17 protein-coding genes are annotated in these 20,520 nt (G+C 72.4%); 3 read left to right on the forward strand and 14 right to left on the reverse strand.

The features are described from left to right. Positions 1-123: 123 nt before the first annotated feature. The 4 genes from ACFYY1_RS03910 to lipB form a co-directional block, all read right to left on the reverse strand. A complete protein-coding gene (locus tag ACFYY1_RS03910) occupies positions 124-831 on the reverse strand; it encodes a DUF4191 domain-containing protein (RefSeq protein WP_351266782.1) in 708 nt (235 codons plus the stop codon). Positions 832-850: 19 nt separating this feature from the next. Continuing rightward, positions 851-1,051, reverse strand: a complete 201-nt coding sequence (locus tag ACFYY1_RS03915) for a hypothetical protein (protein WP_388580408.1) — start codon at positions 1,049-1,051, stop codon at positions 851-853. Positions 1,052-1,392: 341 nt separating this feature from the next. Next, a complete protein-coding gene (gene lipA / locus ACFYY1_RS03920; RefSeq protein WP_356079931.1) occupies positions 1,393-2,358 on the reverse strand; it encodes a lipoyl synthase in 966 nt (321 codons plus the stop codon). A gap of 132 nt (positions 2,359-2,490) precedes the next feature. Further along, positions 2,491-3,303: a lipoyl(octanoyl) transferase LipB gene (gene lipB / locus ACFYY1_RS03925; protein ID WP_388580411.1), complete on the reverse strand. Its 813-nt coding sequence runs from the start codon at positions 3,301-3,303 to the stop codon at positions 2,491-2,493. Between the two features lie 264 nt (positions 3,304-3,567). Here lipB and ACFYY1_RS03930 point away from each other — a divergent pair, with 264 nt between their 5' ends. Then, positions 3,568-5,259: a regulator gene (locus ACFYY1_RS03930; RefSeq protein WP_388580414.1), complete on the forward strand. Its 1,692-nt coding sequence runs from the start codon at positions 3,568-3,570 to the stop codon at positions 5,257-5,259. 69 nt (positions 5,260-5,328) lie between these two features. Here the strand turns inward: ACFYY1_RS03930 and ACFYY1_RS03935 are convergent, their stop codons facing one another. Both ACFYY1_RS03935 and ACFYY1_RS03940 read right to left on the reverse strand, forming a co-directional pair. Continuing rightward, a complete protein-coding gene (locus tag ACFYY1_RS03935) occupies positions 5,329-6,630 on the reverse strand; it encodes an NAD(P)/FAD-dependent oxidoreductase (RefSeq protein ID WP_388580416.1) in 1,302 nt (433 codons plus the stop codon). 223 nt (positions 6,631-6,853) lie between these two features. Then, positions 6,854-7,753 carry a TIGR01777 family oxidoreductase gene (locus tag ACFYY1_RS03940; RefSeq protein WP_388580419.1) on the reverse strand — a complete coding sequence of 300 codons (900 nt, stop codon included), beginning with the start codon at positions 7,751-7,753 and terminating at the stop codon, positions 6,854-6,856. Between the two features lie 103 nt (positions 7,754-7,856). Between ACFYY1_RS03940 and ACFYY1_RS03945 the strand changes: the two genes are divergently transcribed. Beyond that, positions 7,857-8,381 carry a GNAT family N-acetyltransferase gene (locus ACFYY1_RS03945; protein ID WP_388580421.1) on the forward strand — a complete coding sequence of 175 codons (525 nt, stop codon included), beginning with the start codon at positions 7,857-7,859 and terminating at the stop codon, positions 8,379-8,381. A gap of 9 nt (positions 8,382-8,390) precedes the next feature. Here ACFYY1_RS03945 and ACFYY1_RS03950 read toward each other — a convergent pair whose 3' ends face one another. Continuing rightward, positions 8,391-9,026, reverse strand: a complete 636-nt coding sequence (locus ACFYY1_RS03950; protein WP_388580424.1) for a TetR family transcriptional regulator — start codon at positions 9,024-9,026, stop codon at positions 8,391-8,393. A 157-nt stretch (positions 9,027-9,183) separates the two neighbouring features. Here ACFYY1_RS03950 and ACFYY1_RS03955 point away from each other — a divergent pair, with 157 nt between their 5' ends. Then, positions 9,184-9,954: an SDR family NAD(P)-dependent oxidoreductase gene (locus ACFYY1_RS03955; RefSeq protein WP_388580427.1), complete on the forward strand. Its 771-nt coding sequence runs from the start codon at positions 9,184-9,186 to the stop codon at positions 9,952-9,954. 22 nt (positions 9,955-9,976) lie between these two features. On the opposite strand, the gene ACFYY1_RS03960 is transcribed toward ACFYY1_RS03955, so the two are convergent. The 7 genes from ACFYY1_RS03960 to ACFYY1_RS03990 all read right to left on the reverse strand — a co-directional run bounded on the left by ACFYY1_RS03960 (position 9,977) and on the right by ACFYY1_RS03990 (position 20,469). Continuing rightward, on the reverse strand, positions 9,977-10,498 hold the full coding sequence (locus ACFYY1_RS03960) for a DUF4240 domain-containing protein (protein WP_388581497.1): 522 nt from the start codon (positions 10,496-10,498) through the stop codon (positions 9,977-9,979). A gap of 61 nt (positions 10,499-10,559) precedes the next feature. Beyond that, positions 10,560-11,531 carry a helix-turn-helix transcriptional regulator gene (locus tag ACFYY1_RS03965; RefSeq protein WP_388580430.1) on the reverse strand — a complete coding sequence of 324 codons (972 nt, stop codon included), beginning with the start codon at positions 11,529-11,531 and terminating at the stop codon, positions 10,560-10,562. 117 nt (positions 11,532-11,648) lie between these two features. Next, a complete protein-coding gene (gene aceE / locus ACFYY1_RS03970) occupies positions 11,649-14,318 on the reverse strand; it encodes a pyruvate dehydrogenase (acetyl-transferring), homodimeric type (RefSeq protein ID WP_388580432.1) in 2,670 nt (889 codons plus the stop codon). A 287-nt stretch (positions 14,319-14,605) separates the two neighbouring features. Further along, complete coding sequence (locus ACFYY1_RS03975; RefSeq protein WP_266494461.1) at positions 14,606-15,229, reverse strand: GntR family transcriptional regulator; 624 nt, start codon at positions 15,227-15,229, stop codon at positions 14,606-14,608. A gap of 147 nt (positions 15,230-15,376) precedes the next feature. After that, positions 15,377-17,146, reverse strand: a complete 1,770-nt coding sequence (sucB, locus tag ACFYY1_RS03980; RefSeq protein ID WP_388580435.1) for a 2-oxoglutarate dehydrogenase, E2 component, dihydrolipoamide succinyltransferase — start codon at positions 17,144-17,146, stop codon at positions 15,377-15,379. 62 nt (positions 17,147-17,208) lie between these two features. After that, positions 17,209-18,597 carry a dihydrolipoyl dehydrogenase gene (gene lpdA, locus ACFYY1_RS03985; protein WP_266736850.1) on the reverse strand — a complete coding sequence of 463 codons (1,389 nt, stop codon included), beginning with the start codon at positions 18,595-18,597 and terminating at the stop codon, positions 17,209-17,211. Positions 18,598-18,924: 327 nt separating this feature from the next. After that, the gene (locus tag ACFYY1_RS03990; protein WP_388580439.1) at positions 18,925-20,469 is read right to left on the reverse strand and encodes a leucyl aminopeptidase; all 1,545 of its coding nucleotides are present in this window, start codon (positions 20,467-20,469) and stop codon (positions 18,925-18,927) included. Positions 20,470-20,520: the final 51 nt, after the last annotated feature.

A 20,520-nucleotide genomic window follows, 5' to 3' on the forward strand; every position in this document is an offset into this window, starting at 1 on the left:
CCCGGGTGATGGGTGCTTTGCTGGTGCTCCTGCTTTTGCCAGCCTTCAACCCCTGCGGCCCGGGGGGGGCCCCCGGCCCCGCCCCCCCCCCCCCCCCCCCGCCGCTCTGTCTGCCTGTCCGTGTCAGCGCATCTTTCCGCCGCGCGGCATCCGCATGCCCTTCGGCATCGGGCCCTTGGGCAGCGGCATGTTGCTCATCAGGTCGCCCATCGCGCGCAGCCGGTCGTTCGCGGCCGTCACCTGCGGGCCGGTGAGCACGCGCGGCATCTTGAGCATCTTGGTGCGCACCTTCTTCAGGGGCACCTGGCCCTCGTCGTTGCCGACGATGATGTCGTGCACCGGTACGTCGACCAGGATGCGCGCCATCTTCTTCTTCTCGGCCGCGAGCAGCAGCTTCACGCGGTTCGGGTTGCCCTCGCCGACCAGCACGATGCCCGCCTTGCCGACGGCGCGGTGCACGACGTCCTGGCTGCGGTTCATCGCGACCGCGGGTGTCGTCGTCCAGCCGCGGCCCACGCGGTCCAGCACCGCCGCCGCGGCGCCCGGCTGCCCCTCCATCTGCCCGAAGGCGGCGCGCTCGGCACGCCGTCCGAAGACGATCGCCATCGCGAGGAGGGCCAGCACGAAGCCCAGGATGCCCAGATAGACCGGGTGGCCGATCAGGAAGCCGACCCCGAGGAGGACACCGAAGGTGACAATTCCCACGCCCGCGACGACAAGACCGACCTTCGGGTCGGACCGCTTGGCCATCTTGTAGGTCAGGGCGATCTGCTTGAGCCGCCCCGCGTTCTCGGCGCTGTCCGCGCCTTCAGTGTTTGCCTTCCTCGCCATGTACAGAAGTTTACGTGGCCTAGGAACGGTGGTCGGCCGCGGCCTCCAGTACGTGCTCGGCCTCGACCCGGTCCTTGGCCCGGCGCCGGTCCTCCAGGACGGCGTTCCAGGCGTTGCGGCGGGCGGTGCGCTGGCCGCTGCCCAGGAACAGCGACTCGACGGCACGGAGGGCATCGGTGACGGAAGGGATGGCGGTGGCGCGTACCGGCACGGCCTGCATCGTGGAGATCTCCTCGGAGCGGATGTGCGGACTGAGTTGCGTGGACTCAGCTGCCCGGGCCGAACTGCCCGGGACTGCGTTGCGCGAAGTGGGTGGCGGGCGCTGGGGTGCGGGGCGCGGGGGCGGCAGCGGCCCGGACGGCTGCTGCCGGCCACCGCGTCGTGTGCACCCAGCGTCACTGCCCGGTGTTACCAGCGCATGACCGGTCGGTCAAACACCAATGAAACCTTGATACCGGCGCCGCGCACGCCGAAGCGGCCCATCCGCGCCCCCGACCTGCGGGGAGCGTACGGGCCGCTTCGAAACAGCGATTACCGCTCGGTAGCTTCTTGTGCTCGGATTCACACGGTGGGCGCCGCGGCGGTCGCGCCGCGACGCTCGATCGCCTGCTGGAAGAGGCGGCCCGCGCGGTACGAGGAACGGACCAGCGGCCCGGACATCACGCCGGAGTAGCCGATCTCGTCGGCCTCCTCCTTGAGCTCCACGAACTCCTGCGGCTTCACCCAGCGCTCGACCGGGTGGTGGCGCACGGACGGCCGCAGGTACTGCGTGATCGTGATGAGCTCGCAACCCGCGTCGTACAGGTCCTGGAGCGCCTCGCTGACCTCCTCGCGGGTCTCGCCCATGCCGAGGATCAGGTTGGACTTGGTCACCAGACCGGCCTCACGGGCCCGCGTGATGACCTCCAGGGAACGCTCGTAACGGAAGCCGGGGCGGATCCGCTTGAAGATCCGCGGCACCGTCTCGACGTTGTGCGCGAGCACCTCGGGGCGCGAGGAGAAGACCTCGGCGAGCTGCTCGGGCTCCGCGTTGAAGTCGGGGATCAGCAGCTCGACCTTGGTGCGGCCGGCCTCCCGCTCCGCGGTCAGCGCGTGGATCTGGCGCACGGTCTCCGCGTACAGCCAGGCACCGCCGTCCTCCAGGTCGTCGCGGGCGACGCCGGTGATGGTGGCGTAGTTCAGGTCCATCGTGACGACGGACTCACCGACGCGGCGGGGCTCGTCCCGGTCCAGCGCCTGCGGCTTGCCCGTGTCGATCTGGCAGAAGTCACAGCGCCGGGTGCATTGGTCACCCCCGATGAGGAAGGTGGCCTCGCGGTCCTCCCAGCACTCGAAGATGTTGGGGCAGCCGGCCTCCTGGCACACCGTGTGCAGACCCTCGCTCTTCACGAGTTTCTGCAGCTGGTTGTACTCGGGGCCCATCTTCGCCCGGGTTTTGATCCACTCGGGCTTGCGCTCGATGGGGGTCTGGCTGTTCCGGACCTCCAGGCGCAGCATCTTGCGCCCGTCGGGTGCGACAGCGGACACTCCGGCACTCCCCTTTGCTTTCACTGCATTGGATTCTTCGGCGAACACCAGGGTACGCCCGTGGTTCAAACGGCTTTACGTGTGGCCAACCTGTGGCCGGCAGGGCCTATTCCCGGAGGTGTGATCCGAGCGTCATGCCGTGGCCACTGCATCGTCCGTGCGCCCGATGGTGCGCGGGGCGAGTTCGGCGTTCTCCAGGACGTCTTGGAGGTGCTTCTCCACGACCGGGAGCACGTCCGCGATGGTGATGTCGCGGCCCAGCTCGTACGCCAGTGAGGTGACGCCCGCGTCCCGGATGCCGCACGGCACGATCCGGTCGAACCAGGTGTTGTCCGGGTTCACGTTGAAGGAGAAGCCGTGCATGGTGACGCCCTTGGCCACCCGGATGCCGATCGCCGCCAGCTTGCGGTCCTCGCGGCGCTGGCCGGCGTTGGACGGGGCGTACTCGGGGCCGTTCAGCCGGGCGTCGAACTCCTCGTCGTGCAGCCGCGGGTCGAAGTCGAGCGAGAGTCCGCCGATCGCCGGGCGGTCCTCGACCGGGTCGCCGAGCACCCAGACGCCGCTGCGGCCCTCGACCCGGGTGGTCTCCACGCCGAACTCGGCGGCGGTACGGATCAGCGCGTCCTCCAGCCGCCGGACGTGCGCGACGACGTCCACCGGGCGGGGCAGCTTCTGGATCGGGTAGCCGACCAGCTGGCCGGGACCGTGCCAGGTGATCTTGCCGCCGCGGTCCACGTCGATGACGGGGGTGCCGTCCAGTGGGCGTTCGCTGTCGGTCGTGCGCCGTCCGGCCGTGTAGACGGGCGGGTGTTCCAGCAGCAGACAGGTGTCGGGGACGGTGTCCTCGAATCTGGCCGCGTGCACCTCGCGCTGCTTCTGCCAGGCCTCCTGGTAGTCGACGGCTTCCTCGCCGAATCCCAGCCGGACGAACCGAAGCTCAGCCACGACAGATGCCTTCCTCTTCGCGGTGCCGTGCGCCGGGGGTGCCCGGAATCGCGTCACCATGCACTGAAATCACGCCCCCGGCCACTGTACGACCGGTCCTCGGGCGGCGGCCCGGCAGGTCTTCCCGTCAGCGCCGCCATCAATCCTCACACGATCGGATGAAAGTGAAGCGAAGGTGGCTGTGACTGCTGCGGAGGCCGCTAAATTCGCGCCGTTCCATAAGGGCTGCCCGCCCGGCCCCGAAGGCAGGAGACCGTACAGCTGATGTCGGAACGACCTCCGCAGCGCACCCCCAACCGCCGACTCGCCTCGCTCATCACGGAGGCCGGCTTCTCCAACGCCGGCCTCGCCCGCAGGGTGGACCAGCTCGGCCTGGAGCACGGCCTGGACCTGCGGTACGACAAGACCTCCGTGACCCGCTGGCTGCGTGGTCAGCAGCCCCGCGGGACCACCCCCGCGCTGATCGCCGAGGTCTTCACCCGGCGGCTCGGGCGCCGTCTCTCCGCACAGGACCTGGGCCTCGACGCCTGCGCCCCGGTCTACGCGGGCCTGGAGTTCGCGGCCACGCCCGCGGAGGCGGTCGACATCGTCAGCGGGCTGTGGCGCAAGGACTCGGGCAGCCATGCGGAGCTGCGCAAGATCGCCTTCACCCCGGCCGGGCTCGTCGTCCCCAGCCGGGACTGGCTGATCGGACGGGCCGACGAGTGGGTGGGGCGGGGCGGCGAGCCCGCGCCCCCGACGCATGACGGGACCGGCGGGGACCACGGGGCCGGTGGGACCACCAGGTCCGCCGGGGCCGCCGAGACCGGTGCCCCCGCTCGGCCCGGGGGCCCCGGCGCGGCGCGCGGCGGCCCGTACGGAACGCACGGCGGGATTCCGGCGCACGGCGTCGGCGGCCGGGGCGGCGCCCGCGGACCCGTCCCCTCCCGGCCCTCCGGTCCCGGCGCCCCACCGGGAGCCCCCACCGCTCCGACGGCTCCGGCCCCGCTGGGCGCGGGGCTGCCGGGCGTCCCCGGCGTCCCGCGGCAACGACAGTCCGAACGCGCCCCCGGCCAGCGGGTCAGCGGCGGCGACGTCGCCGCCCTGCGCTCGGTCGGCGAGCTCTTCCGCGCCCTCGACAACACCTACGGCGGCGGCCACGCCCGCCAGGCCCTCGTCCGGTACCTGGAGCACGAGACGGAACCCATGCTCCGCGGCACGTACGGGGAGGCCACCGGACGCCGGCTCTTCGCCGCCGCCGCCGACCTGACCCGGCTGGCGGGCTGGACCTCGTACGACATCGCGGCCCACGGCCTGGCCCAGCGGTACTTCGTCCAGGCGCTGCGGCTGGCCCAGGCCGCCGGGGACCGCGCGTACGGCAGCTACGTGCTGATCACCATGAGCCGGCAGGCGGTCTACCTCGGCCACGGCAGGGAAGCCGTGCAGCTGGCCCGGGTGGCCCAGCAGGGCATCGGCTCCTCGGCGCCGCCCGTCGTCCAGGCCCTGCTGCACGCCGTCGAGGCGCGCGGTCACGGGGTGCTCGGCGAGGCCAGGCCCTGCACCACCTCGCTGGCCCGGGCGGAACACGCGCTGGAGATCGCCCGGCCGGGGGACGAGGTGCCGCACTGGGCGCGGTACTTCGACGAGGCCCAGCTCGCCGACGAGTTCGGGCACTGCCACCGGGACCTCCAGCAGTACCGGGCCGCGGCACAGCACGCGGAGCGCTCCCTCCAGCTGCGCTCCCCGGCGTACGCCCGCAGCCGGCTGTTCTGCCGGGTGGTGCTGGCCTCCGCCCGGCTCGGGCTCGGCGAGCTCGACCAGGCGTGCGCGCTCGGCGCGGAGGCCGCCCGGCAGGCCACGGAGATGCGCTCGGTGCGGGCGACGGAGTACGTGCGGGAATTCGAACGGCGCCTGGAGCCGTACCGGGACGCCGCCGCGGTACGCGGCTACCGCGACCGGGTCGCCGCGCTCGGCTGAGCCCGGGGCGGCCACCGGCGCACCCCGGGCCGATGCCGTCCGGCGGGCCCCGGGGGTCCCCGCCGGCGCCTACGCGGCCTCGGGCAGCGCCGTCCCGCTCCCCGGCCGTACACCCAGGTCGGTGAGGATCGCCTCGGCCGCCCGGTGGCCCGAGAACAGGGCCCCCTGGACCGTGCTCGTGTCGCGGTGGTCCCCGCACACGTACAGGCCGGCCAGCAGCCGCACCGGACGGCGCGGATCGTGCGGGGCCGGCATCGCGGGGACCGCCTCCGGATCGTGGTGGGCGGCCAGCAGCTCCCAGTCGTCGGTGGGGACGCCGTACAGCGCGGCGAGATGGGTGCGGACCGTGCGGTCCAGGTCGGGCGGCGGGGTGCCGAGCACCGTCGAGCTGATCAGCGTGCGGCCCCGCGGGGCGCGCGAGGGGTCGACCGCGCTCATCACCGCGGTGTGCGCGACCGGGCCCGAGCGGTCGGCGTCCAGCAGCAGCGCGGCGCCGGTCGGCGGGGGAGCGGGGGCGGTGTGGTGAAGGACCGTCACGGGATGGAAGGGCGGCACCCGCAGACCCGGCAGCAGCTCGGCGGCGGCGCCCGCGCCGGTCGCCAGCAGCAGGGAACGGCAGCCCAGTTCGCCGTGCTCCTTGGTGCGGACCGAGGTGATGTCGGCGGCCGTGACATGCACACCGGTGCGTACGGTGTTGGGCGGCAGTGCCGCCGCGAGGAGTTCGGGCAGCGTCGCCGCGCCGCCCTCGGGCACGCACAGCCTGCCGCTCGCATAGCCGCGCAGGGCCAGATCGGCGCACCGGCTGGACGTGGTGAGCCCCGGGTCGCTGAGCAGCGCGGAGAGCAGCGGGCGCAGGAAGCCGTTGACCGTGCGGGCGGGCAGGCCGCGGTGGGACAGGGCGGCGAGCGCGGTCTGCTCGGGGCGCGCCAGGATGCGGGCCGACGGGGTGGCGGCGAGCCGGGACAGGGCGGCGCCCAGCCGGGCCTGGTCGATCGGCCCGCCCATCGGCGGCCGGGGGGCGCTTGCCAGGGCGCGCGCTGCCTTGAATGCGCCCCGCGCGCCCCGCACATCGCCGGTCCGGTACTGACGGCCGTCGCTGTGGACGAGGACCCCCGGGGCGAAGGTGCGCAGTACCAGCCCTTCGAGTCCGGGCGTCGTGCGCAGGGCCGGGTAGGAGGTGCTGAGCAGGGGGCCGAGATGGTCGAGCCGGAAGCCGTCCAGGTCGGTGGTGGTCATCCGGCCGCCGACCCGCGGGCCGGCCTCCAGGACGCTGACGCTTACCCCTGCACTGGTCAGTCGGTGGGCGGCTGACAGGCCGGCGATCCCGGCCCCGATGATGACGACGTCCGCGTGGTGTGCCGTGCTGAGCACGTGCCCCTCCCCGAGTCGGCGCAACTGGTGGGAGGCTCTTGCCCCCAACAGGCCCCCGGAATGCCCGAGTTCGCAAGGAGGGTAGGAAGGCGGCCGGTAATGGAGCAGTCGCGCGCGCCCGGGGCACCGTTGCACGGGGTCGCACGTCCGTCCGATGGCATGGAGGGCGTGTTGTCCCGGCGGGGCGCGCCGTTCCCGCGGGGCGCGCCGGCCGGTGCGGGGCTCAGCGCAGGGCCGCGCGGATCGCCGCGTCGATGCCCGGGAAGGCGAACACGAAGCCCGAGTCCAGCAGTTGGCCCGGCAGCACCCGCTGACTGGCCAGCACGTCCTCGGCGAAGTCCCCCAGGGCGATCCGCAACGCCGGTGCCGGGGCCGTGAAGAGCGTGGGGCGGTGCAGCACCCGCCCCATCGCGGCCGTCACCTCGCGGTTGGTGACCGGGTCGGGGCCGGTCAGGTTCACCGGGCCCGAGAGCGACTCCGTGTCCAGGATGTGGCGCAGCGCCGCGACCTCGTCGTGCAGTGCGATGAAGCTCCAGTACTGGCGCCCGTTGCCCAGCCGGCCGCCCAGACCCGCCCGGAACAGCGGGAAGAGCCGACCCCAGGCGCCGCCCTCGCGGCCGACGACCAGACCGGTGCGCGCGTGCACCGTCCGTACGCCCGCCTCCTCGGCGGGGGCCGTGGCCGCCTCCCACTCCACGCAGACGGAGGGCAGGAAGCCCTCACCGGCCGGGGCGCTCTCGTCGACGGCGCGGTCCCCGGTGTCGCCGTAGTAGCCGATCGCGGACCCGGACAGCAGTACCTTCGGCGGTACGTCCAGCGAGGCGACCGCCTGTGCGATCGCCGCCGTCCCCAGCACCCGGCTGTCCCGGATCTCCCGCTTGTACGCGGCGGTCCAGCGGTGGTCGCCGACCCCGGCCCCGGCGAGGTGGACGACCGCGTCGCAGCCCACCAGGCCCGCCCCGTCGACGTAACCCCGCTTCGGGTCCCACTCCACCTCGTCGCCGGCCCGCGCGGGGTGCCGCACCAGGCGCACCACCTCGTGCCCGTCGGCCCGCAGCGAGCGCACCAGCGCCGCTCCGATGAGTCCTGATGCTCCGGTGACAGCGATACGGGAGTGCGGCATGGGTCCATCCTGCCCCAGCGGCCCCGCCCGGCCCACCAGCCGGGCCGGTCGGGCGGGGAAACCGGGCTGACCGGGCCCGGACCTCCGTGGCACAGTGGCGCGCATGTCCGAGACCCGCACCCATCCGGTCCTCGTCCGCCCCGCAGTCCTCGCCGACGAGGCCGCACTCGGTGAGCTCGACCGCGCCACCTGGTCGACGCTGCACGCCGTGATGCCCAGGCCGCAGCCGCCGTACGAGCCGTTCTTCGACAAGCGCCACCAACCCGAGGACTTCCTGGTGGCCGAGGCGGTGGACGCCGGCGGCGAGCGGCGCCCGGCCGGGTACCTCAGGCTGGTCCTGCCGACCCCACTGGCCTGCAACTCCCATGTACGGCAGATACAGGGCCTCGCCGTGGCCGGCTGGGCGCGCGGCCGCGGGGTCGCCCGGACCCTGCTGCGGGCCGCCTTCGCGGCGGCGCGCAGCGACGGGGCGAACCGGATGACCCTGCGGGTGCTCGGACACAACACACCCGCGCGCGCCCTGTACGAGTCGGAGGGGTTCGTCGTCGAGGGGGTGCTGCCCGGTGAGTTCTTCCTGGACGGGCGTTACGTGGACGACGTGCTGATGGGCCGTCCGCTCGTCCCGTGAGTACGGCTTCTACGGCTTGAACAGCCGCATGCCGCCCGTGAGTTCGTGCAGGCAGCGCACCGCCAGCTCGGCGGGTGAGCCGGGCCCGGTCGTCGGTGCGTCCGTCTGCGCCCAGGACTCCAGCGCGACCCGTACCGCGTCCGTCGCGGCGGCTGCGGCGAGCCGGACCTCCAGGGGGTCCGCCCCGTCGCCCGCCAGCCGGGCCAGCACCGGCAGCAGCCGTTCCTCCGAATCCTGATTGACCCGGTACCAGACGGCCCGCAGGGCCGGGTCCTGCGCCGCCGCCCGCAGCAGCCCGCGCGTCACGCCCAGCTGCTCGGCGCCGTCCGCGCCCGGCGGCCGGAGCGCCTCGGTGACCGCCCGTTCCAGGGTCCCGGCGAGCGGCTCCCCGGGCTCGGCCGCCTCCAGCAGCGCCCGCCAGCGATCGCCGCCGCCGGAGAGCAGCGGGCCCACCGCGTCCTGCTTGGAGCGGAAGTAGCGGTAGAAGGTGCGCAGCGCCACCCCCGCCCGGCCGGCGATGTCCTCCGCCGTGGTGCCGTCGGGCCCGTGCTCGGCGAAGAGCGCGGCCGCGGCGCGTGCGATCTCCAGCTGGGTCGCGGCCTTCCGGCGCTCGGTGAGGGAGGGCTGACTCGGCTCGGTGCTCATTCCCAGGAGATTACCCCTGCCGGGCAGAGGTGTGCGCGAAATGCCACTGTGGCAAAACGTGCCACTCGGGCGTACGGTGGACACAGATCGGGACGTCATCGGGGCGCCGCCGAGCCGCTTCGTGACAGCAGTCACCGGGATCGGAAGAGAGACAGAAATGAACCGCTACGAAGGCCGCCGCGTACTCATCACCGGAGGCGGCTCCGGCATCGGCCAGGCCACCGTCCACCGCGTTCTCGCCGAGGGCGGCCACGTCGTCGCGGCCGACGTCAACGAGGCCGGGCTGAAGGCCACGTACGAGACGGCCGTGGCGAACGGCGCCGCCGAGCGCCTCACCACCCTCGTCCTGGACATCTCGGACGAGGCCGCGGTCCAGGCGGGCGTCGCCTCAGCCGTGGAGACCCTCGGCGGGCTCGACGTGCTGGTCAACGCGGCCGGGATCCTGCGTTCCGAGCACACCCACAAGACGACGCTGGAGTTCTTCAACAAGATCCTCGCCGTCAACCTCACGGGTACGTTCCTGATGATCCGCGAGGCGCTCCCGGCCCTGCTGGCGGGCGACGAGCCGGCCGTGGTGAACTTCTCCTCCACCTCGGCGAGCTTCGCGCACCCCTACATGTCGGCGTACGCGGCGAGCAAGGGCGGCATCCAGTCGATGACGCACGCGCTGGCGAGCGAGTACAGCAAGCAGGGGCTGCGGTTCGTCGCCGTCGCGCCCGGCTCGATCTCCTCCGACATGACCAGCGGCCACGGCCCGGGGCTGCCCGCCGACGCCGACATGTCGCTCTTCATGAAGCTGGCCCCGGCGCTCGGCGCGGGCTTCGCCAGCCCGGACACCGTCGCCGGCGTCGTCGCGATGCTCGGCTCCCGGGACGGTGCCTTCATCACCGGTACGGAGATCCGCATCGACGGCGGCACCCACTTCTGAGCGAACGGGGCGACCGAGCCCCTCAGCCGGGCCCGAACCGCTCCCAGAGCGCGGGGAAGCGCTCCGCCAGGACCGCGTCGTCCTCGAAGCTCACGGGGGTCCCCTCGGGCTCGGCGGCCTGGGGCGGCAGGCCGAGGTCCGGGGCGACCACGCCGGTGAGCTGTTCGTACGCCTCGTCGGCGGCGTAGCCGAGATCCTCGGCGTCCCCGTCGATCTCCTCGTCGAAGTCGTCGAGGAGATCGGCGAGGCCGTCCGGGTCGTGCAGAGCCCCCTCGAAGACCTCCCGGCCCTGGCCGATCAGCCAGCAGCGGAAGTAGTCGAAGGCGTCGTCGCTCGCGCCGCCGAGCAGCACGGCGGCGGCGCCCCACAGGTCCCAGCGGTAGGCGCGGTTGAAACGGGCCTCGAAATGCCGGGCGAAGTCCAGCACCGCATCGGGATCGAGCCGCACCAGCCGTTCGACCAGCAGGTCGGCCTGATCCTCGGGATCACCCCCGGCGGCCGTGCGGGTGCCGTCGATGAGCTCCCAGAACTCCGTCTCGTCCATCACGGGTCAAGCATCGGCCCTGGCAGCGGGCCACGCACGCGGACGCGGCGAGAGACGCCCCTCAGCGATAGAGCTCGCGCAACCGTTCGGCGGCCGCGGTGAAACGCTCCCGCAGGGCGGCCGGCTCCAGCACCTCCGACTCCGGCCCCAGCGACAGCAGTTGGCTGTAGGCGACCTCCATCGACTCGACCCGCAGGGTGAGCGCGAGCCACCCCTCGGCATCCGGCGGGCCGGCCGCGTCCAGGGCGTCCCGGACCGCCGAACGGTCCATGGCGTACGGCAGTCGGCGTACCCCCTCGGGCGACACCCGCACCCTCACCTCGGCCCGCAGCAGCGACCGGGCGAACTGCGCGGCCCGCTCCTCCCAGAAGCCCGACAGGTCGAACCGCCCGTCGCGCTCGAACCGCTCGTCCGACACCGTCACGGCCGAGAACCGGTCGATCCGGTACACCCGGAAGTCGTCCCCCACCCGGGCGCAGACGTACCAGACCCCGGCCTTCAGGACGAGCCCGTACGGTGCCAGCTCCCGCTCCACCTCGCCGTCCGCACCGCCCCGGCGGTAGCGGGCACGGACGACCCGGTCGTCCCATACGGCCTCGGCGACGGCCGGCAGCAGTTCGGGGGTGACCGGCTCCTGGTACCAGGCGGGAGCATCCAGGTGGAAGCGCCGGGCGGCGCTGTCGGAGGCGTCCCGCAGCGAGGGCAGCAGGGCCGCCGACACCTTGAGCCGGGCGGCGGACGCGGCGTCCTCCAGGCCCATCTCGCGCAGCGCGGACGGCAGCCCGGAGAGGAAGAGCGCCTCCGCCTCGTCACGGGCCAGGCCGGTCAGGCGCGTGCGGTAGCCGCCGACCAGGCGGTAGCCCCCGGCCCGGCCCCGGTCCGCGTACACCGGGACACCCGCCTCCGAGAGCGCCTGGGCGTCCCGGGTCACGGTCCGCTCGGACACCTCCAGTTCACGGGCGAGCTCGGCGCCGGTCATGGCCGGGCGGGACTGCAGGAGCAGCACCATTCTGATCAGGCGGGCAGCACGCATCCGGCCATTGTGACCGCAGAACGCGCGCGCCCCCGGCCACCGGACGGGCCCGCTCCACGGGACCGCCCGGTGACCGGGGGCGAAGCGGCGGCCGGGGCGTACCCGGCCGCCCCGGCATCACAGGCCGTAGCGCTCCCGGGCCTCCTTGACCGAGGCCGCGGACACCTCGCCGCGGCGGGCCAGCTGGGCCAGCGTCGCGACCACGACGGACTGCGCGTCGACACCGAAGTGACGGCGGGCGGCGTCGCGGGTGTCGGAGAGGCCGAAGCCGTCCGTGCCGAGCGAGGACCAGTCCTGCTCCACCCACTGGCTGATCTGGTCCGGGACCTGACGCATCCAGTCGCTGACCGCGAGGACCGGACCCGGTGCGCCCTCCAGCGCCTGGGTCACGTACGGCACCCGCTGCTCACCGCGGAGCAGCGCCTCGTCGCACTCCAGCGCCTCGCGGCGCAGCTCGCCCCAGGAGGTGGCGGACCAGACGTCGGCCGTGACACCCCACTCCGCGGCCAGCAGCTCCTGCGCCTCAAGTGCCCAGTGGATCGCCGTTCCGGAGGCCAGCAGCTGGGCCCGGGGGGCGTCCGCCGAGGCGGGCGTGCCCTCCTTGAAGCGGTACAGGCCCTTGACGATGCCCTCCTCGACGCCTTCCGGCATCGCGGGCTGCGGCTTCGGCTCGTTGTAGACCGTCAGGTAGTAGAAGACGTTCTCGGCCTCGGGGCCGTACATCCGCCGCAGACCGTCCTTGACGATCACCGCGATCTCGTACGCGAACGCCGGGTCGTAGTTGAGCGACGCGGGGTTCGTGGCGGCGATCAGCTGCGAGTGGCCGTCCGCGTGCTGGAGCCCCTCACCGGTCAGCGTCGTACGGCCCGCCGTGGCACCGACGATGAAGCCCTTGCCGAGCTGGTCGGCGAGCTGCCACATCTGGTCGCCGGTCCGCTGCCAGCCGAACATCGAGTAGAAGATGTAGAAGGGGATCATCGTCTCGCCGTGCGTCGCGTACGACGTCGACGCGGCGATGAAGTCCGCCATGGCCCCGGCCTCGGTGATCCCCTCGTTGAGGATCTGGCCGTCCTTGGCCTCCTTGTAGTACATCAGCTGGTCGCGGTCGACCGGCTCGTACGTCTGACCCAGCGGCGAATAGATGCCGGCCGACGGGAACAGCGACTCCATGCCGAAGGTACGGGCCTCGTCCGGGACGATCGGAACCCAGCGCCGGCCGGTCTCCTTGTCCCGCATCAGGTCCTTGACCAGGCGGACGAAGGCCATGGTCGTGGCCATCTCCTGCTTGCCGGAGCCCTTCTTGAGCGCGGCGAACGCCCGCTCCTCGGGCTGCGGCAGCGCCGCGGCGTGCACCCGGCGGGCCGGGGCGGGACCGCCGAGGGCGGCGCGGCGCTCCTGGAGGTAACGGACCTCGGGGGAGTCGGCGCCCGGGTGGCCGTAGGGCACCAGGCCGTCGGCGAAGGCGCTGTCCGGGATCGGGAGTCCGAGCAGCTCGCGCATGTCCTTGAACTCGTCGACGGACAGCTTCTTCATCTGGTGGTTGGCGTTCTTGGACTCGAAGCCCTTGCCGAGCGTGAAGCCCTTCACCGTCTGGGCGAGGATCACGGTCGGCGCGCCCTTGTGCTCGACGGCGGCCTTGTACGCCGCGTACACCTTGCGGGCCTCGTGGCCGCCGCGCGAGGTGTAGAAGCACTCGGCGATCTTCGCGTCGGTGAGCAGCTTCGCCAGCTCGGCGAGCGCGGGCTCGGCACCGAAGAAGTGCTCGCGGATGTACGCGACGTCGCGGGTGGCGTACGTCTGGAACTGCGCGTCCGGGACCTCGCGGAGCCGGCGGACCAGCGCACCGGTGGTGTCCAGCTGGAACAGCTCGTCCCAGGCGTTGCCCCAGAGCGTCTTGACGACGTTCCAGCCGGCGCCGCGGAACGCGCCCTCCAGCTCCTGGACCACGCGGAAGTTGGCGCGGACCGGGCCGTCGAGGCGCTGCAGGTTGCAGTTGATGACGAAGGTCAGGTTGTCGAGACCCTCACGGGCCGCCAGCGCGAGGGCGGCGGTCGACTCGGGCTCGTCCATCTCGCCGTCGCCGAGGAAGGCCCAGACGTGCGAGTTCGACGTGTCCTTGATGTTGCGGTTGGCGAGGTAGCGGTTGAAGCGCGCCTGGTAGATCGCCGAGAGCGGGCCGAGGCCCATCGACACGGTGGGGAACTCCCACAGCCAGGGCAGCCGCCGCGGGTGCGGGTAGGACGGCAGACCGTCGCCGCCCGCCTCCTGGCGGAAGTTGTCGAGCTGCTGCTCGCTGAGGCGCCCGTCGAGGAAGGCGCGGGCGTAGATGCCGGGGGAGGCGTGGCCCTGGATGTAGAGCTGGTCGCCGGAGCCGTCCCCCTCCTTGCCGCGGAAGAAGTGGTTGAAGCCGGTCTCGTACAGCCAGGCCGCCGAGGCGAAGGTGGCGATGTGGCCGCCGACGCCGAAGCGGGAGCCGCGGGTGACCATCGCGGCGGCGTTCCAGCGGTTCCAGGCGGTGATCCTGGACTCCATCTCCAGGTCGCCGTCGAACGCGGGCTCGGCGGCGGTCGGGATGGAGTTGACGTAGTCGGTCTCCAGCAGCTTGGGCAGCGCGAGACCGGCGCCCTCGGCGTGTTCGAGCGAGCGACGCATCAGGTACGCGGCCCGGTGCGGGCCCGCGGCCTTGGTGACGGCATCCAGGGAGGCCGCCCATTCGGCGGTCTCCTCGGGGTCACGGTCCGGGAGCTGGTCGAGCTCGCTCGGAAGCTTTCCTACGGGGTCGGTCATGATCGCCGCCTTCCGGAGTGGAGGGGGGTGGAGAAGGCCCTGACTGGCAGGACAGGGCGATGGGGCCGGTGGGCCCGCGAAGTGAACTGTAAGTCGCCGATCGATGATCGATCAAAGGGTGAAGGGCAAAACTTCTCGATATGAAGAAATTGGCATGCGGTGCCGCGAAAGGGGGCACGGAGTGACGGGATTTTGCAGGCAAAAGGGGCGCCCACCTGCACAGGCGAGCGCCCCCTACGACAGATGCGTACGACCTCCGAGGGGTACCGCAGGCCCCTCAGAGGTCCTCAGGCGCGCGGCGCGCAGCCGAGTACGTGGGCCTTGGCCAGCACCCCGATGTCCGGGTCCTTGCGCAGGAACGCCTCGATGAGCGCCTCGTGCTCCTCCGCGTACGACTTCTGCACCGTGCCCAGCCATCGGATCGACAGGGCGGTGAACACCTCGATGCCCAGCCCCTCCCAGGTGTGCAGCAGCACCGCGTTCCCGGCGGCGCGCACCATCTCGCGGTGGAAGCCCACGGTGTGCCGCACCTGCGCCTCGCCGTCGGCCAGCCGGTCGGCCTCGTAGAGCGCCGTCACGTACGGCGTGAGGCGCGAGCAGTCCTCGCCGAGGGTCGGCGCCGCCAGCTCCGCCGCGATCTGCTCCAGACCGGCCCGGACCGGATAGCTCTCCTCCAGGTCGGCGGCGGTCAGATTGCGGACCCGTACACCCTTGTTGGGCGCCGACTCGATCAGCCGGAGCGTCTCCAGCTCCCGCAGCGCCTCGCGCACGGGCGTCTGGCTGACCTCCAGCTCGGTGGCGATCCGGCGCTCCACGATCCGCTCACCGGGCTTCCAGCGCCCGCTGACGATCCCGTCCACGATGTGCTCGCGGATCTGTTCGCGCAGCGAGTGGACGACGGGCGGGGTCATGAGGGGCTCCTTCGAGGCAAACCGGTGCTGTCCGCACCATCACGATTGCCGGGGCGACCGGTGGTGTCTAGACAATACGGCGGCGCCCCCGCCCGGAAGTGTTCCGGACGGGGGCGCCGCTGGTGAGGCTGGTTACAGCCGGAGGGCTCAGAGGCCGAGCTCGACCTCGAACTCACCGGCCTCCAGGATCGCCTTGACCGAGGTCAGGTAACGGGCGGCGTCCGCGCCGTCCACCAGACGGTGGTCGTAGGAGAGCGACAGGTACGTCATGTCGCGGACACCGATGACGGTGCCCTCCTCGGTCTCGATGACCGCCGGACGCTTGACCGTGGCACCGATGCCCAGGATGGCTGCCTGGTTCGGCGGCACGATGACGGTGTCGAACAGCGCACCGCGCGAGCCGGTGTTGCTGATGGTGAAGGTGGCACCGGACATGTCGTCCGGCGTCAGGCCGCCGCCGCGGGCCTTGCCGGCCAGCTCGGCGGTCTTCTTCGAGATACCGGCGATGTTCAGGTCGCCCGCACCCTTGATGACCGGGGTCATCAGACCCTTCTCGGCGTCCACGGCGATGCCGATGTTCTCCGAGTCGAAGTACGTGATGGTGCCCTCGTCCTCGTTGATCCGGGCGTTGATGACCGGGTGGGCCTTCAGCGCCTGGGCCGCCGCCTTGACGTAGAACGGCATCGGGGACAGCTTGACGCCCTCGCGGGCGGCGAACGCGTCCTTCGCCTTGTTGCGCAGCTTCATCAGCTTGGTGACGTCGACCTCGACGACCGAGGTCAGCTGGGCCTGCGAGTGCAGGGCCTTCATCATGTTGTCGCCGATGACCTTGCGCATGCGGGTCATCTTGACCGTCTGACCGCGCAGCGGGGACACCTCCAGCTTCGGCGCCTTCGAGGCGGCCGGAGCAACGGCGGCGGCCGGAGCCGGGGCGGCTGCGGCGGCCCTGGCGGCCTCCGCGGCGGCGACGACGTCCTGCTTGCGGATGCGGCCACCGACGCCGGTGCCCTTGACCGAGCCCAGGTCGACGCCGTTCTCGGCGGCGAGCTTGCGGACCAGCGGCGTGACGTACGCGCCGTCGTCGCCGGAGGTCGCGGCCGGGGCGGCCGGGGTGACCGGAGCCGGGGCGGCGACCGGAGCGGCGGCCACGGGCGCCGGAGCGGCGACCGGGGCGGCGGGCGCCACCGGGGCCGGAGCCGGCGCGGGGGCGGCCGGAGCGGCCGGGGCGGGGGCAGCGGCGGCCGGAGCCGGGGCCGGAGCGGCGGCCACGGGGGCCGGAGCGGCCGGAGCCGGAGCGGCGGCCGGGGCAGCACCCGCGGCACCGATGACGGCGAGCTTGGCGCCGACCTCGGCGGTCTCGTCCTCGGCGACGACGATCTCCAGCAGCACACCGGAAACCGGGGCCGGGATCTCGGTGTCGACCTTGTCCGTGGAGACCTCCAGGAGGGGCTCGTCCTCCGTGACCTCCTCGCCGACCTCCTTCAGCCAGCGGGTGACGGTGCCCTCGGTGACGCTCTCGCCGAGCGCCGGGAGGGTGACGTCGGTACCGGCGGCGCCACCGGCCGGTGCGGCGGCCGGAGCCTCGGCCACGGGGGCCGGTGCGGCGGCGGGGGCCTCGGCGACCGGCGCCGGGGCGGCAGGTGCCTCAGCCACAGGCGCCGGGGCGGCAGCCGCACCCGTGCCGTCGTCGATGACGGCCAGTTCGGCGCCGACCTCGACGGTCTCGTCCTCGGCGACCTTGATGGCGGCCAGGATGCCGGCCGCGGGGGCCGGGATCTCGGTGTCGACCTTGTCGGTCGAAACCTCGAGCAACGGCTCGTCGGCCTCGACGCGCTCGCCCTCGGCCTTCAGCCAGCGGGTGACAGTGCCCTCGGTGACGCTCTCGCCGAGCGCCGGAAGGGTTACGGAAACCGACATGGTTTCAGTTGCTCCTTACGAAAGTGCGGAAGTAGGTCGGTCGTCGCGCCCGGTCGACTGGATCAGTCGTGGGAGTGCAGCGGCTTGCCGGCGAGGGCCAGGTGCGCCTCGCCCATGGCCTCGTTCTGCGTCGGGTGGGCGTGGATGAGCTGCGCGACCTCGGCGGGCAGCGCCTCCCAGTTGTAGATCAGCTGGGCTTCGCCGACCTGCTCGCCCATACGGTCACCGACCATGTGGACGCCGACCACGGCACCGTCCTTGACCTGGACGAGCTTGATCTCGCCCGCGGTCTTGAGGATCTTGCTCTTGCCGTTGCCCGCGAGGTTGTACTTCAGGGCGACGACCTTGTCCGCGCCGTAGAGCTCCTTGGCCTTGGCCTCGGTGATGCCCACGGAGGCGACCTCGGGGTGGCAGTACGTCACCCGCGGGACACCGTCGTAGTCGATCGGAACGGTCTTCAGACCGGCCAGCCGCTCCGCCACCAGGATGCCCTCGGCGAAGCCGACGTGCGCGAGCTGGAGCGTCGGGGCCAGGTCGCCCACGGCCGAGATGGTGGGCACGTTGGTCTGCATGTACTCGTCGACCAGGACGTAACCGCGGTCCATCGCGACACCGGCCTCCTCGTAGCCGAGGCCCTGCGAGACCGGGCCGCGGCCGATGGCGACCAGCAGCACCTCGGCGTCGAAGGTCTTGCCGTCGGCGAGGGTCACGCGGACGCCGTCCTGCGTGTACTCGGCGCTCTGGAAGAACGTACCGAGGTTGAACTTGATGCCGCGCTTGCGGAAGGCGCGCTCAAGAAGCTTCGAGCTGTTCTCGTCCTCGACCGGGACGAGGTGCTTCAGGCCCTCGATGATCGTCACGTCGGTGCCGAAGGACGTCCACGCCGAGGCGAACTCGACGCCGATGACGCCGCCGCCCAGCACGATCGCGGACTTCGGGACGCGGTCCAGCTTGAGCGCGTGGTCCGACGAGATGATGCGGTTGCCGTCGATCTCCAGGCCGGGCAGCGACTTCGGCACGGAGCCGGTCGCGAGCAGCACGTGGCGGCCCTGGACGCGCTGGCCGTTCACATCCACCGAGGTGGGGGAGGAGAGCCGTCCCTCACCCTCGATGTAGGTGACCTTGCGCGAGGCGATGAGACCCTGCAGACCCTTGTACAGGCCCGAGATCACGTCGTCCTTGTACTTGTGGACGGCGTCGATGTCGATGCCCTCGAAGGTGGCCTTGACACCGAACTGCTCGGACTCGCGCGCCTGGTCGGCGATCTCGCCGGCGTGGAGCAGGGCCTTCGTGGGGATGCAGCCGTTGTGCAGGCAGGTGCCGCCGACCTTGCCCTTCTCGATCAGAGCGACGTCCAGGCCCAGCTGCGCTCCGCGCAGGGCCGCGGCGTAACCGCCGCTACCACCGCCGAGGATCACTAGGTCGAAAACGGTGCTGGCGTCGTTCGCCACGTCACGTCCTCCATGCATGTGCGCCGTACGCCGGGCCCCGTCGCTGGGGTGTGACCGGCCGGTCGGCTGGTGTGCGGCCGCTTTGTCATTCGGCCCTGTGGTGGGGGCCCTGTCCTGCCGAGAACCCATCTTCGCACTTGTCGACGGTGAGCGGGACGCGGGGCCCGGGTCTGAGACGGAGGATCATCCGTCTCAGGGGGTTACCGCTGCGTAGACCCCTACTGATTTCGTCGAGAGCGAAACCGGCCGGAGCCGTGCGGCGATGCCATCGGCGTAACACGTACGGCCCCGGGCCTATGCCCGGGGCCGTACGTCACAGCAGCGGTCTCAGCCGAGGTCGCCGGCGGCGGTGCGCTCGGCCAGCCTGACCAGCGTGCGGACCGCGGAACCGGTGCCGCCCTTCGGCGTGTAGCCGTACGGCGCGCCCTCGTGGAAGGCCGGACCCGCGATGTCCAGGTGCGCCCAGGCGATGCCCTCGCCCACGAACTCCTGCAGGAACAGACCGGCCACCAGGCCGCCGCCCATCCGCTCGCCCATGTTGGCGATGTCGGCGGTCGGGGAGTCCATGCCCTTGCGCAGGTCGGCGGGGAGCGGCATCGGCCAGGAGGCCTCGCCGACCTCCTCGGCGATCTCGTGGACGGAGGTACGGAAGGCGTCGTCGTTCGCCATGATGCCGAAGGTGCGGTTGCCCAGCGCCAGCACCATCGCGCCGGTCAGGGTCGCCACGTCGACGATCGCGTCCGGGTTCTCCTCGGAGGCGCGGGTCAGCGCGTCGGCGAGGACGAGCCGGCCCTCGGCGTCCGTGTTGAGGACCTCGACGGTCTTGCCGCTGTACATGCGCAGCACGTCACCGGGGCGGGTGGCGTTGCCCGACGGCATGTTCTCGGCGAGCGCCAGCCAGCCGGTCACGTTGACCTGGAGGCCGAGCCGGGAGGCCGCGACGACGGCCGCGAACACGGCGGCGGCGCCGCTCATGTCGCACTTCATCGTCTCGTTGTGGCCGGCCGGCTTCAGCGAGATGCCGCCCGAGTCGTAGGTGATGCCCTTGCCGACCAGGGCCAGGGTCTTCTCCGCCTTCGGGTGCGTGTAGGCGAGCTTCACCAGGCGCGGGCCGTGGGTCGAGCCCTGGCCGACGCCCAGCAGACCGCCGAAGCCGCCCTTGACGAGCGCCTTCTCGTCGAGGACCTGCACCTTGATGCCGTGCTCCTTGCCCGCGGCGGTGGCCACGGCGGCGAAGGACTCGGGGTACAGGTCGTTCGGCGGGGTGTTGATCAGGTCGCGGGCGCGGTTGATCTCCTCGGCCAGTGCGACGGCGCGCTCGGCCACCGCCTTGAACGCCTTGTCACGCGGCTTGGCGCCGAGCAGGGCGACCTCGCCGAGCGGCAGCTTCGCGCCGTTGCCGTTCTTCTTGCCCTTGGGGGCGAGCTTGTTCTCGCCGCCCTGGTACGCGGTGAAGGCGTACGCGCCCAGGAGCGCGCCCTCGGCGATCGCCCCGGCGTCCTCGGCGGACTCGACGGGCAGCGCGAAGCCGGCCTTCTTCGAGCCGGCCAGGGCACGGGCGGCCGAGCCCGCGGCGCGGCGCAGCGCCTCGCCGTCGTACGCCTCGTCCTTCTTCGGGACGGAGCCGAGCCCGACCGCGACGACGACCGGGACCTTGAGGCCGTCGGGTGCGGGGAGCTTGGTCACCTCGCCCTCGGCACCTGCGGCGCCCAGGGCCTCCAGGACGGTGGCGAGCTTTCCGTCGAACGCCTTGTCCACGGCCTCGGAGCCGGGCGCGAGGACCGGCCCCTTGACGCCCTTGGCGACGCCGACGACGAGTGCGTCGGCGCGCAGCGTCGCCGCACCGGCAGTGCTGAGAGTGAGAGCAGTCACGGTGGTGAAATCTCGCTTCCGTTGAGTTCGTTTTCGGTCGAGGGGTGGGCC

It is taken from the genome of Streptomyces sp. NPDC001890, from assembly GCF_042891445.1.
In the GTDB taxonomy this organism is placed as follows: domain Bacteria; phylum Actinomycetota; class Actinomycetes; order Streptomycetales; family Streptomycetaceae; genus Streptomyces.